The 12,281-nt window shown below is 70.7% G+C and carries 14 protein-coding genes and 1 pseudogene; 6 read left to right on the top strand and 9 right to left on the bottom strand.

Translation table 11 applies throughout. The annotated features are described in order from the left end of the window. The first annotated feature begins 292 nt into the window (after positions 1 to 292). Complete coding sequence (locus tag PH189_RS09780) at positions 293 to 613, top strand: STAS domain-containing protein (protein ID WP_274188589.1); 321 nt, start codon at positions 293 to 295, stop codon at positions 611 to 613. Positions 614 to 870: 257 nt separating this feature from the next. Here PH189_RS09780 and PH189_RS09775 read toward each other — a convergent pair whose 3' ends face one another. The 3 genes from PH189_RS09775 to PH189_RS09765 all read right to left on the bottom strand — a co-directional run bounded on the left by PH189_RS09775 (position 871) and on the right by PH189_RS09765 (position 4,080). Beyond that, a complete protein-coding gene (locus PH189_RS09775) occupies positions 871 to 1,533 on the bottom strand; it encodes a 3-keto-5-aminohexanoate cleavage protein (protein ID WP_378014970.1) in 663 nt (220 codons plus the stop codon). A gap of 726 nt (positions 1,534 to 2,259) precedes the next feature. Then, positions 2,260 to 3,153 carry a helix-turn-helix domain-containing protein gene (locus tag PH189_RS09770; protein WP_378014972.1) on the bottom strand — a complete coding sequence of 298 codons (894 nt, stop codon included), beginning with the start codon at positions 3,151 to 3,153 and terminating at the stop codon, positions 2,260 to 2,262. Positions 3,154 to 3,246: 93 nt separating this feature from the next. Beyond that, the gene (locus tag PH189_RS09765) at positions 3,247 to 4,080 is read right to left on the bottom strand and encodes an SAM-dependent methyltransferase (RefSeq protein WP_274188587.1); all 834 of its coding nucleotides are present in this window, start codon (positions 4,078 to 4,080) and stop codon (positions 3,247 to 3,249) included. Positions 4,081 to 4,471: 391 nt separating this feature from the next. Between PH189_RS09765 and PH189_RS09760 the strand changes: the two genes are divergently transcribed. Then, complete coding sequence (locus PH189_RS09760) at positions 4,472 to 4,717, top strand: DUF397 domain-containing protein (protein WP_274188586.1); 246 nt, start codon at positions 4,472 to 4,474, stop codon at positions 4,715 to 4,717. 366 nt (positions 4,718 to 5,083) lie between these two features. On the opposite strand, the gene PH189_RS09755 is transcribed toward PH189_RS09760, so the two are convergent. Continuing rightward, the gene (locus PH189_RS09755) at positions 5,084 to 5,839 is read right to left on the bottom strand and encodes a hypothetical protein (RefSeq protein ID WP_274188585.1); all 756 of its coding nucleotides are present in this window, start codon (positions 5,837 to 5,839) and stop codon (positions 5,084 to 5,086) included. Between the two features lie 12 nt (positions 5,840 to 5,851). Between PH189_RS09755 and PH189_RS09750 the strand changes: the two genes are divergently transcribed. Further along, complete coding sequence (locus tag PH189_RS09750) at positions 5,852 to 6,076, top strand: hypothetical protein (protein ID WP_274188584.1); 225 nt, start codon at positions 5,852 to 5,854, stop codon at positions 6,074 to 6,076. Positions 6,077 to 6,734: 658 nt separating this feature from the next. Here the strand turns inward: PH189_RS09750 and PH189_RS09745 are convergent. The 3 genes and pseudogenes from PH189_RS09745 to PH189_RS09735 form a co-directional block, all read right to left on the bottom strand. After that, positions 6,735 to 7,031: pseudogene (locus PH189_RS09745) on the bottom strand (alpha/beta hydrolase); the annotation flags it as partial. A gap of 10 nt (positions 7,032 to 7,041) precedes the next feature. After that, on the bottom strand, positions 7,042 to 7,827 hold the full coding sequence (locus PH189_RS09740) for an SDR family oxidoreductase (protein ID WP_274188583.1): 786 nt from the start codon (positions 7,825 to 7,827) through the stop codon (positions 7,042 to 7,044). A gap of 14 nt (positions 7,828 to 7,841) precedes the next feature. Then, a complete protein-coding gene (locus PH189_RS09735) occupies positions 7,842 to 8,204 on the bottom strand; it encodes a nuclear transport factor 2 family protein (RefSeq protein WP_274188582.1) in 363 nt (120 codons plus the stop codon). Between the two features lie 78 nt (positions 8,205 to 8,282). On the opposite strand from PH189_RS09735, the gene PH189_RS09730 reads away from it, so the two are divergent. From PH189_RS09730 to PH189_RS30460, 3 genes are read left to right on the top strand one after another with little or no spacing between them, the layout of a single operon-like run. Then, a complete protein-coding gene (locus PH189_RS09730) occupies positions 8,283 to 9,077 on the top strand; it encodes a MerR family transcriptional regulator (protein WP_274188581.1) in 795 nt (264 codons plus the stop codon). Between the two features lie 14 nt (positions 9,078 to 9,091). Then, on the top strand, positions 9,092 to 10,183 hold the full coding sequence (locus PH189_RS09725) for a DNA alkylation repair protein (RefSeq protein WP_274188580.1): 1,092 nt from the start codon (positions 9,092 to 9,094) through the stop codon (positions 10,181 to 10,183). Further along, positions 10,180 to 10,554: an MGMT family protein gene (locus PH189_RS30460; protein WP_378014971.1), complete on the top strand. Its 375-nt coding sequence runs from the start codon at positions 10,180 to 10,182 to the stop codon at positions 10,552 to 10,554. The genes PH189_RS09725 and PH189_RS30460 overlap by 4 nt, the downstream gene beginning before the upstream one ends. A gap of 123 nt (positions 10,555 to 10,677) precedes the next feature. On the opposite strand, the gene PH189_RS09720 is transcribed toward PH189_RS30460, so the two are convergent. Continuing rightward, on the bottom strand, positions 10,678 to 11,523 hold the full coding sequence (locus PH189_RS09720) for a class I SAM-dependent methyltransferase (RefSeq protein ID WP_274188579.1): 846 nt from the start codon (positions 11,521 to 11,523) through the stop codon (positions 10,678 to 10,680). A gap of 90 nt (positions 11,524 to 11,613) precedes the next feature. Next, on the bottom strand, positions 11,614 to 12,234 hold the full coding sequence (locus tag PH189_RS09715) for a GNAT family N-acetyltransferase (protein WP_274188578.1): 621 nt from the start codon (positions 12,232 to 12,234) through the stop codon (positions 11,614 to 11,616). Between the last annotated feature and the right edge of the window lie 47 nt (positions 12,235 to 12,281).

Genomic DNA, 12,281 nt, shown 5'->3' with positions numbered 1-12,281 from the left:
GACCCGACCTCGACGGGACACGGCGAGGGGCCGGCGCTCCCGTCGTGGGCGTATCGCCCATCAGCGGGCGAGCGTTACCGGACCGTGACCTTGTGGCGCCGTTCCGCACCCGGTTGGGCGTCGCTGCCTTCGGCGGCACCCCCGCCGGGCTTCGCACACCCACAGGACCGCCTGGCGGTCTTCCGGCAAATCCGCACACCCCGGTGCGAGCTCTCCGGCTCGGTCACGTGGGTCCTCTCCGCGGCGCACCACGGGAAGCCGAGTAGCCCACCTGTGGATCACCCCGAACACCGTGGTTGCGCACGTCGTCGGTGAGGTCGACGTGTCGATGGTCGGACACTTGCGCGACGAGCCAGCTGAGGTGGCGGCCGCTGGCGCGCTGAACATGGTGCTCGACGGCGCCGGCATCACGTACCTGGGTGCCGTCGGGATTTCCGCGCTGCTCGCCGAGCGTGACAGCGCGTCCGCGCGGTCCGGAAGCTTCTGCTCAGCGTCCATCGCACCAGCCGTGACCCGCCCGCTGGTGGCCTTGGGCCTGCTCCGCCTCCTCGGCGAGTACGACGACCTCGGTTCCGCTCTCGCGGAACTGATCTGCCACCGAGCGGCGCCGTGACGCGACTTCCCAGAGCGGGGCGATCGCCGCCCCCGGCACCGTCGGCGATCTATGGGGAGGGTCAAGGTGGGGCGTGGAACGCGGTAGGCCCGCAACGTCGGATCAGAAGGAGGGGTCGCAGCGACGCTGCGGGCCCTCTGTTCGTGATCGGCAAGGGGTTACGCGCGGCCCCCGGCGAACCTGTCATGCCCCAGGACTGTCACGTCTTGGCCGTCCGCATCGAGCTCCGCCACTGTGGCGCGGGGTGACGGACTTCCTCAGCGGGCCAATGCGTGGCGCACGAGCTCCTCGTTGCTGACGGCCCGCCTGGTGCCATCCGGGCCCTCGAGGGTGTCCTCGAAGCCGATCCGGGTGTCGAGGTCGATGCGCCGGGCGTACTCGAGGACGGGCCAGGCCCCGGCGTCCTCGCCGTGGAGCAGGATCGGAGCGGGTACCGAGCCGAGCGCCTTGAGGATGCGCCGCGCTTCGACGACTGCGATATCTGGAGCGGTCACGGTGACCTCGGCCACGACCCGGACCGTGCCCTTCGGCAGACCGGCCTTCTTGAGCTGCACGGCGTCGCCGGAGGTCCAGACACCCAGCTCCACCCCGATGCCCACCGCCTCGAGGGCGGCGCACACTCGCTGCCACCCGTGTTCGTGGACGTTGACCGAGGCGACGTCGGGGCGGGCGTGGGCGGGCAGGCGCCCCCATCGTCCGATGCTCTCGGTGCGGGCGACGGGATCGGGCTCGACCCACCGGGCGGTCGTGACACCGACCTCCGTCCGCGGCGCCGCGGCGCGGATCGCGCTGGTTACCGCCCCGATGGTGCCCGCGTCGAGACTCTCCCGGCCGTCCTGGTCGCGGGGGTGCACGTGCAGGCTGCGCACTCCCATTGCGGCCACCACGCGGGCGTCCCTGGCGAGATCACGGGGGGTCATCGGCACGGCCGGGTACGCATCGGGCGGGCGCGCACCGTTGGGGCAGCACTGAAGCACGTGACGTCACCTCGCCCTCGGCCGACCCCCGCCAGCATCGCCCCGGCCCGCCGGTGCAAGCAACGTCTGCATGTACCTCTGCACGCTAGCGGACCCAGGTTCTCCTTGGGGTACGCCGGGCGTCGTCGCCTGATCGCGCCCTCCAAGGCGTTCAGCTCAGAGCGAGCCGCATGGCCGGCACGGGGGACCGGGTGGAGTCGACATCGAGACGGCCATGACCTCGTGGCCGCACACCGCCGAGAAGACTCCACGCTGTGATCGCGCGGCTGCCGCGAAGACGTCGAGACCGACCAGATGCGAGTTGCCGTCGAGCGCGCACGTCAGCTCGACGAGTTCGGGTCGCCGAGTCGCGCGGTGGTGGCCGCTATGCGCGCCGCGCATGGCTACTCACCGCACCCGTCGGACGGCGGGGCGACTCTGTCGTGAAGGACACCACTAGGTGCGATCTCACATCGGAGAAGGATCGCAACCTACTCACCTCCGCGAGTGCCCCTGCTGTGCATGTGCATCTGAGATGAGCGTAACTATCGTCGTGTGCAGCTGCAAGCTCAGGGAAGCTGCCCGCGAGCGCTCTCTGCGTCGTGAGAAGATGGTTCCGGCCGCGGGCATCCACCCGATCTAGATGATCTCGGTCCCCGCTGGTGGCGGGTGTGGTCGCCAGATGACGGGTCAGAGGGTGGCGCGGGCTGCGGCCACGACGTCAGCGCTCTCGTCGGGGGTCAGCGCGGTCACGCTCAGCCGGTCGATCAATTCGAGGTAGGTCTCGACGTCTTCACGCTTGTCCACGTAGAAGGCGCTGGTGAGCTGCTCGAGGTAGACGATGTCGGGCAGGTCGGGCTCGGCGAAGCGCAGTAGCGTGAACGGCCCACCGGTCGCCACCTGGCCGCTGCGGGTGAAGGGGATGATCTGAACGGTCACCCGTGGTCGCTTCATCATCGACAGGAGGTGGTCCAGCTGGCTGCGCATCACTTCGGTGTTGCCCATGGTCCGTCGCAGGACCGCTTCGTCGATCACGACCCAGAAGTCGGGTGCGCCTGGATTATTGAGGAGATGCTGTCGCCGCATGCGTAACGCGACCCGCTCTTTGACGTCGGCTGGCTGTGCAACCTGACCCTGCTCAATCACGGCCTGGGCGTAGGCCTCGGTCTGTAACAACCCGGGGACGAATTGGGGCTCGTAGCTGCGGATCACCGATGCGGCCTGCTCCAAGCCGACGTACATCTCCAGCCAGCCCGGCATGACGTCGTTGTAGGACTGCCACCAACCCGGCTCGTTCGCCCGCCGGGCCAGGCCCAGGACGGCCTCCCGCTCCGCGTCCTCGGTCACCCCGTAGGCCGAGAGGAGGTCCACGACGTCGCGTTGCTTGAATCCCGTCCGCCCGAGCTCGAGCCGGCTGATCTTGGCTTCCGACCCTCGGATGAGGTCGGCCGCGGCGGCCCGACTCATGCCGCACTGTTCTCGTAGCCGCCGTAGTTGGGTGCCCACGAGGATGCGGAGCACTGTCGGACCGCCGCCACTCGCCCGCAGGCTCTGCTGGTGGCCGGGCCAACCCGCTTCACCGATGATGACCACCGCCCGTGTGCAAGGGTTGGCGAGAGTGTGCCAGATCAGGGTGGCTCGAGGCAGCAGGGCGCTGAATCGTGCGTCGGCCGGGCGTCAGGGCTTCCGGCCGATGCCCCCGATGACCATCTGGTGTGCGGGATTGTCCGGGTCGGGGAAGTCGAAGCTGGGTCGCCACTCGCTGCAGGGCACGAGGCCGGGTTCGACGAGCTCGAGCCCCTTCAGGAAGTCGGCCTGCTCCGCGGTGGGTCGGAAGCACCGAGAGCCCATGTTGTAGTCGTAGAAGATCTGGTTGAGCTCGCGGGCGCGTGGTTCGCCCGGGTCGGCACAGCCGGAGTGCACCAGGAAGCTGCCGGACGGGAGCCGGTCGCGAATCATCGCCACGATCCCGTGCGGGTTCTCCTCGTCTTCGATGTGCATCAGAATGCCACCGAGGATCACAGCAAGGGGCCGGCTCAGGTCCAAGAGCCGCTGGGTCTCAGGGTTCTCGAAGATGGCTTCTGGATCCCGCAGGTCGGCGGTGATCACGACGGTGTTCTCGTTGGCACTCAGCAGGGCTCGGCCGTTCGCGAGCACGATCGGGTCCTTGTCCACGTACAGGACCCGGGTGTTCGGGTTGATCTCCTGAGCGATCTCGTGGACGTTGCCGGCGGTCGGCAGGCCCGAGCCGATGTCCAGAATCTGGTCGATGCCGGACTCGCCCACGAGGAACCGCACGGCGCGGCGGATGAAGTTGCGGTTCGCCGCGGCGAGCAACGTCGTCTCGGGCACCGCGTCGATCATGGCCTCGCTGGCCACCCGGTCCACGTCGTAGTAGTGCTTGCCGCCCAGCAGATAGTCATAGACCCGGGCGATCGAAGGGACGGAAGTATCGATCACCCCTGCGGAGGGGTTCGCTCCTCCGGTCGCAGCCTGGCTCGGGTTGGTCATGGGCTCCGCCCTTCTGCTCATCAGTACCGACAGTGACCCTATCGAGCGACTCGCAGCGCTGGCACACCCTCGGCCTGGCAGGCACTGGAGGAACCGGCTGGTGCTCAACGACCACCCGCCCGTTCCCGGCCGAACCGTCAACGCTGGGCGACATCGATGACCTGGGCGCGGTGGCGGACCACGCGGCACCACAACACCAACCAAAGTTGCTCCGCTGACCCAGACCGGCGAGAAGGCGAAGGGGAAGACCATCCACCGCGTCCGGGGAGCACCCCGCCGCGTGCCAGTTGACACGTTGCGTCGCCGGATCGACGGTCGGTGCAATCGCAAACGAGCGCTCAGATGCACGCGCACCGGAACCGTGAGGCGCGGGTACCTCGGGAGGAGAGAGATGCCGCACGACGGAGCGGGGTCCGGACCGATCGCTGACGCCGGAGGACCGGTCCTGGCATGGCAGAAGAGCCGCCGCAGCAACCCCAACGGCGCGTGCGTGGAGATGGCCCGCATGCCCGACGGGCAGATCGCCGTGCGGGATTCGAAGGACCCACACGGTCCGATACTGACGTGTGCCGCGATGGAGATCGCCAGGCTGGTCGACGCGATCAAGGCCGGTGAGCTCGACGACCTGATCTCCTGACTCGGCCCGGCGCGGCTTCGCGGAGAAGCTCACACCAGCCGATGCCGCTCAGCAGCGCCGTCGAGGCCGTGGACCTGACGACGTGGCGGGCAACGACGCCAGGCGGGACCGACCGAGTGTTCGTCGACGGCGCATGCGCCAAGGTCAGGCGGTCTCGTCATCCCCCGGGGCAGGCGCTGTGGGCGGTGTTCTACCCCGAGGACGAGGTGCGAGTAGTTCGACCAGGACGAGCGGGTCGGCCTGGGGTCGGGCCTCCTGGGGTCGGGCCTTCTGGGTTTGGCCCTCGCGTTGAACCACCTTCCCGTGCGGACCTCTTCGAGCGCCCCGCACCCTCACGCGTCGGGGGCCCCTCGGCGCTCGGTGCGGTCACGAGGGCGTTGGGGTTGGTGCCCTGGTCGTTTCGCGGGCGCGCGGGACACCGACGGCGGAGACCAGGCAGAGTTCCACGCCCCGATCCACCGTGGCGACGGCTGCTTCGTGCCCGCGTCGTCCGAGACCGCACGACGCCGCGACGTCCACCTCGTGGCCCACCACGTTCTCGACCGCAGCCAGGATCGACCGGTGCTCCTTGGATGGCAGTCGCTCGTGAAGGAATCCCGCGACCAGACGCGTCCCGACCGGAAGCCGCAGCCGCCCGAGCGGCTCGTAGGCCCGCGGGTCGAGTGACGGTGGTTCCTCGCCGGCCGCGAGCGGGATGTGGACGTAGTCCAGAGGACGCCCGGTCGGCCAGCGCCGCGCGATCGCGTTGGCGAGCATCACCGCTGGGCCGGCATCCTCTGGGTGGGCGAGGGCCCGGTGCTGCAGGTCGCCGAGACACAGGTGCAGTCCGAACCGCGCGCCGAGCGGGGCGCGGCGGGCGAGCTCGGTGATGCCAGCGGCGAGCCACCCGGCGACCACCGGACGCAGCGACCCAGGTGCCATGGCGACGAGGACGAGCTCGAGTGGGATCTCGAGCTGGAAAACGACCTCGGAGCCGTCTGCTGAGTGAATTTCCTCGATCTCGCTGAGCAAGGCGTCGGTGAACGCCCGCCGGTACACGAGTCCGCCCCTTCGTCCCATCAGGAACGTCGCGAGGTCCAGGTCGCCGGGCAGCCCGACCTGGAACCTGAGATCGGCCGGCACAGTCCCCTCGGCATGCAGCGCGTCGAGGACTCGCCGACCGACTCGGTGGGGTTCGACGTGCTGGAGGTCCAGGTCGCGGCCCCGGAGGCGGTGCCCTCGACGGACACGAAAGTCGAGCACGTCGTCGTAGGAGGTCCAGTGGCCGTCCCGCCGGACATCGAGGTCGGGATGCGCGCGGAGGCTCTCGGCGATGTTGGCGATCCAGCGCTCGCGCTCGCCGGTCTCCCCGTCAGGTAGAGAGGTCAGCACACCGCCACACCGCTGGGCCATCTCGCGCATGGCTGCGTGGGCCGTGACCGCCGGCCAGCTTCCCACGAGATGCACACGCCGTGACATGGATAAAGGCTAGAAGGCACCTAACAGCTCAGGAAGCCTCCCACAAGACGCAACTCGTCGCGTGAGCGATCGCAGACCGTACGTGCCCGATCGCTCGAACGGGTAGCCAGGGTCCAGCTTCGAGGAGACCCATATCGCCCGCGACATGTTGCGCTCGCACGATGCCGCCGTCCGCCTCCTGCGCGCAGCGGAAGCTGACGCTGCACAGTTGCCCCTCGGCGCCGGACGGGTCACACGTCCAGAACGAGCGACCCCAGCCACGGCCTCGAAGATCATGACTGCAGGACCAGGACCTCCCGGCGGCGAGCGAACAAGTGGGTTCACGGCCGGCCTCGACGCCCGCGGCGTACGACCGACGCATCAGCGTCGCGAGCGTGGCGACCATGTGCGTCTCGCAGGCCGCCACCCACATCAGGCACCGACGCTCGTGGCCGCTCAGCTCGACCTGGGCGAGCGCCTCGAGCAGGGCGGCGGTCTTGCGCTTCCGCAGGCGGTTGCGGTGGTTCTCGGCGTCCTCCCCCTATCCGATCGCTGCGCCCCGGGCCTCCCATGCGGGGGTCTACATCGGCGCTGTGCGCACCACAGAGCCACCAACCCCGCATGTGTCAGGACCATCAAGCTGACGCCGGAGCCACGCCGCCCGGGCGGCGACGGCGTCCCGCGAGAGCACGGCGTGCGGGGCGACGACGTCGAAGCCGTGGAACCCGCCGGGCCAGACGTGCAGCTCGGCGCGGCCGCCCGCCAGCCACAGGCGACTCGCGAAGGCCACGTCCTCGTCCCGGAGGGTCTCGGCGGACCCGACGTCGACGAAGGTGGGCGGTAGGCCGGACAGGTCCTCCGCGCGGGCTGGTGCATGTCGTCTCCTCTCAGACCGTCGGGACGGTGCCGCCGTCGATCACGTACTCGCCGCCGACGACGGCCGCGGCCCGGTCCGAGACGAGGAAGCCCACCAGGTCCGCGATCTCCTCGGGGTGCGCGAACCGTCCCAGGGGCACGCCCCCGAGGGAGTCGAAGATCCGCTGCTTCGCCCCGTCCCGGGTGAGGCCGTCGCCCTCGGCGATCCGGTCGACGAAGTCCTCGTAGGCCTGGGTCTCGATCCCGCCGGGGCTGACGGCGTTGACCCGGACCCCTCGTGGGGCGAGTTCGTTGGCCAACCCCTTGCCGTAGGTGCGCAGGGCGGCCTTCGCCGTCGCGTACGCCAGGGACGCGTCGTACAGCGGCAGTTCGCGCTGGATCGAGGTGGTGTGCACGACCACGCCCGACCCGGCCTCGAGCATGGCCGGGAGCAGGGCCCGGTCGAGCCGCACCGCCCCCAGCAGGTTCAGGTTCAGCTCGACGAGCCACTGGTCCTCGGTGATCACCGCGAACCCGCCGGGCGGGGTCGAGGCACCTCCGACGACGTGCACCAGGATGTCGAGGGGGCCGCCGTCCTCGGCGAGACGAGCGGCGACGGCATCCGTGCCCTCGACGGTTGACGTGTCCGCCGCGACGAAGCGGTCGGGGCGGTCGTACCCGTCGGGCATCGTCCGGGCCGTCGTGTAGACGTCGGCCCCCATCTCCCGCAGCCGCTCGACCACGGCTCTCCCCGCGCCCTTCGAGCCCCCGGTGACGAGGGCCCGACGCCCGTCCAGACGATCACGATCGTTGCCCATGGTGTCGTCGTCCGTCAGGCGTCGTGGTTGGCGATGACGAGTTCGGCGACGCGGTCGTCCCGCAGCGTGAACCGATAGTCGAGCTCCGCGACGCCGCCCGGGAACGTGCCCTCGAGCCGCAGGACGGCCACGCAGTGGGTGTCGTCGATGCGGTGGGCGCCGATCTGTTCGGTCGTGTACGCGAACTCGGACCCGGCGTCCCGCAGGAACGCGTACACCTGCTCCGGGCCGCGGAAGGTCTCGCCCTGGTCGACGATCACCGCGTCCTCGGTGAGGCACGACCAGGAGGCGTCGGCGTCGCGGACGACGTGGGCGGAGAGGAAGTCGCGCACCGTGGTGGGGAGCGCGTCGGACTGGGGGGCGGTCTGCTGTGTCATGAGCCCACCGTGCGAGCTCGCGACGCGGGAGGGTCAAGCCGTGGACTCTCCCCCGGGGGGAGGGTCCACGCTGCAGGGGTGCTGACCATCGGCGAGTTCTCGCAGCTGACGCACCTGAGCGTGCGCACGCTGCGCCGCTATCACGAGGCGACCCTGCTCGAACCCGCCGTCGTGGACGAGTCCACCGGCTACCGCTACTACGGCGTGGACCAGATTCCGGCCGCGCAGGTCATTCACCGGCTCCGCGAACTCGACGTCCCGCTGAACGACGTCCGGCGGATCCTGCGGACCCCGGATCCCGAGGTCCGCGCGACGTTGGTCGCGGACCACCTGCAACGCCTCGAGGACGAGCTCGACCGCACCCGTAGCGCGGTCGTCTCCCTGCGCCGCCTGCTCCGGCCCGAGCCCGCGCCGCTCGACGTCGAGCTGCGCGCGGAGCCCGCAAGGACGGTCGCGGCGGTGGAGGGCGTCGTCGGGCACCACGAGGTGGAGAGCTGGTTCGCCGGGGCGGTGGCCGAGCTGGACGCGGCCGTCGGCCCCGCCGCGGCCGGGCCCCTCGGCGGCACCTACGACAACGCGCTCTTCCAGCAGGAGCGCGGTCACGCGCTCCTGTACCTGCCGACCGCGGCGCCGCCGCGCACCGGACGCGTTCACCCCGCGGACCTGCCGCCCGTGGAACTGGCCGTCACCACGCACGTCGGCGAGCACGACGGCGTCGAGGTCACCTACGGCCAGCTCGGGACCTGGGTCGTGGAGAACGCGATGTCGGTGGCCGGGCCGGTGCGGGAGCGCTACCTGGTCGGGCCGCGGGACACGCCCGACTCGGCGGCGTGGCGCACCGAGATCGGCTGGCCGGTCTTCCGGGTCGGCTGATCGTCGTGGGGGCCATGGACGAGCTGATCGACGCCGCGCTGATCACGCACCTCGCCGGGGCGCTCCGACGGGTCGGCGTCCGACCGGCGGCGCTCGAGGCGAGTCGCGTCGGCGCGGAGAAGCTCCGCCGGCGGGTGGACATCGTGCGCGACGCCCTCCTGGTCGATCTCCCGCCCTCGTACGACGGGACGTCCTCGGCCGTCCGCGCCGCCTTCGCGGACGAGACGTTCACCGGGTGGATGCTGTGGCCGGTCTCGGAGGCGGTCATCGACCGAGCTCTGGAGTCGGGGTCCGCGCGGAGTTTCGACGACGCACTGGACGTCCTCGCTCTGCTCACGACTCGACTCACTGCTGAGTTCGCCATCCGGAGCATGCTCGACGCCCGGTTCGAGCGGACGCTCGCAGTGGCCACGGGATGGACGAGCAGCGTGGACCTGCACGTGCGCCGGCTCGCAAGTGAGGGGACGCGCTCCCACCTCCCGTGGGCCAGGGGCGTTCCGGAGCTGGTCCGACGGCCGGGGGCCACCCGCCCCATCGTCGACGCGCTCTACACCGACGAATCGGACTACGTGCGCCGGTCGGTGGCCAATCACGTCAACGACCTGGCGCGAGATGATCCCGACCTCGCGGCCGACATCGTGGCGGGCTGGCTGGACCACCCCGACGAGAACACGCCTCGGGTCGCGCGTCACGCGCTGCGCACGTTGATCAAGAAGGGGCATCCGAGAGCCCTCGAGCTGATGGGGTTCGAGGGTGCCGATTTCCAGGTGGACGGGCCGTCGGTCACCGAGCACGAGGTCCCCGTGGGCGCGGAGGTCCGGTTCACCGCGCGGATCATCAACACCGGCACCGTCCCGGCGCGGACGGCGATCGACTACGTCATGCACTTCCGGAAGGCGCGCGGTGTGCTGCGACCCAAGGTGTTCAAGATCATGTCTCGGTCGATCGCGCCGGGTGCAGCTGTCGTCGTCGACACGTCGTACTCGTTCCGCGCTCGGACGACCCGGACCTTCCACCTCGGCGAACACGCGATCGAGCTGCAGGTCAACGGGCGGACCTACGGCCGCGACACCTTTCGACTCGTGGACCCGGAGGAGTCGTCGTGAGTGCGACGGAGCAGATTCTCGCGATCGTGGAGTCGATACCGGCAGGACGGGTGACGACCTACGGATCGATCGCCGACGTCGTCGAGGGCGCGACCGCGCGCAGCGTGGGGCACGCGCTCAAGACGGATGGTCACGCCGTGCCGTGGTGGCGTGTCGTCACCGCGGGCGGTCGCCCCGCTCCCGGTGCCGAGCAGGCCGCGTACGAGCACTTCCTCGAGGAGAAGACCCCTGTGGACACGGCCAGCAGTGGAGCCTTCTCGGTCGACGTCGCGGCTGCGATATGGCACATCCCGGGTCCGCCGTCACCTTCTGCGGGGTCGGATCGAGACGGTTTGTCTCGGGTTCGAACCCCGAAGGCGGCTCCACCCTGACCAGCAGGTTTTCCCCTGCAGGAGACCTGCGCCCGGTCGGTTCGCGCTTGTCGAGCAGGCGCTGGCGGCGGCTCCGGGCCCGGTCGCCGCCGCCCGCGTCCACCTCGTGCGCCTCGCCGTCCCCTACCTGCGGCGGGCCGTGACCAGCAGGTACTCGGCCTCGTAGGCCGTGCGGCCGGGGGTGTCCGTTCCGTTCCACGTGGTGAGGAACCGCAGGAAGGCCTCGTCGAGCTCGGCGACGCGGGCCGGATCGGACGACTGGTACTTGTACACCGCGATCGTCGGGCCGTAATTGCGCTTCCAGTACTCCCGGAACGCGAGCGGGTCGGGCGCGTGGTCCATCACGATCTTCTGCCGCACGGTCTGCAGGTCGGTGACGCGGTCGCCCAACAGCTCGGCGACGTGGCCCTCGTCCCCCCAGCGGGGCGGCGGGGTCGCGCCGGGCGGGGGCGGCGGCGCGAACGGGCCCATCGTCTTGAAGAGGTGCCCGATGAAGCCCTCCGGCGTCCAGTTGATCATCCCGATGGTGCCGCCGGGCCGGGTCACGCGCACCAGCTCGTCGGCCACGAGCTGGTGGTGGGGGGCGAACATCGCGCCCACGCAGGAGGTCACGACGTCGAAGCTGTCATCCTCGAACGGCAGGGCCTCCGCGTCCGCCTCCACCCAGTCGATCTCGACGCCCCGCTCGGCGGCGATCGCCCGTCCCGCATCGAACAGCTCGGGCGTGAGGTCGGACGCGGTGACGGTGGCTCCGCGCTCGGCGGCCGGGATCGCGGCGTTTCCGGTGCCGGCGCCGACGTCGAGCACCCGCTGTCCGGCCTGCACATCGCAGGCCCGGACGAGCTCGGGGCCGAGCTCCGGGATCAGCTCGGCGGCCACGGCGGCGTAGTCGCCGGAGGCCCAGAGCGCGCGGTGCTTGGCCTTGAGGGCGCGGTCGGCGTCGGTGGTGGTGGTCGTGGTGGTGGTCATGGTGGCGTCCTCCGTGAGGGTCGGTTCGTGCCGGGTCGACGGTGTCGGGGTCGTGCTCCGGGATGCTTGGATTGCGGTGAAATGTGCTGGTCAGGCGGCCGCTCCCGTGAGCAGGTCGGCGGCGTCGACGGACCACGGGTCGACCAGGGGCAGCGTCAGGGACAGCTCGGCGCCGTCGCGTTCGACGCCCTGGATCGGGAAGACCTTGCGCAGGAGCGCGCGCACGGCGTCGTTCTCCGCGAGGACCTCCGCGGAGAGCTCGCGCCACCCTTCCGCGACCGCGCGGTCGCGCAACGCGCGCAGCAGGAGCGTGCCGACGCCGCGGCCGTGCCAGGCGTCGACGACCTCGACGGCCAGCTCCGCCCGCCCGGAGCCGAGGCCGATGCACCGCGCGATCCCGATCGGTTCCCCCTCGGCGACCGCGACGAGCGCGACGTGGCGGCGCCCGTCGACGGCGGCGAGCGCCCGGCGCACCGCGGGCACCATCCGCGGGACCGGGGAGTGGAAGCGCAGGTAGCGGCTCTGGTCGGACAGCCCGGCGAAAACGACGTCGAGCACCTGCTCCTCGCCGGGGCCGAGCTCGCGCACGACGATCGTCGGGGGCCGTGGCGCCTCCCGGAGCTCGACGGGTCGCGGCACGCCGTGCTCGGCGGGGATACGCGGGCCGGTGTGCGGCTGCGGAGCGACGGTGGTCACGGTGGTCGTGGTCATGGTGGTTCCTCTCGGGTCGCGGACCGCCACGAGCGGGGTCCGGTCCC

This window comes from Actinomycetospora chibensis (assembly GCF_028737215.1).
Lineage (GTDB): Bacteria > Actinomycetota > Actinomycetes > Mycobacteriales > Pseudonocardiaceae > Actinomycetospora > Actinomycetospora chibensis.
The sequence above is the reverse complement of the archived record's forward strand: the minus strand, read 5'-3'. Positions and strand labels throughout refer to the sequence as shown.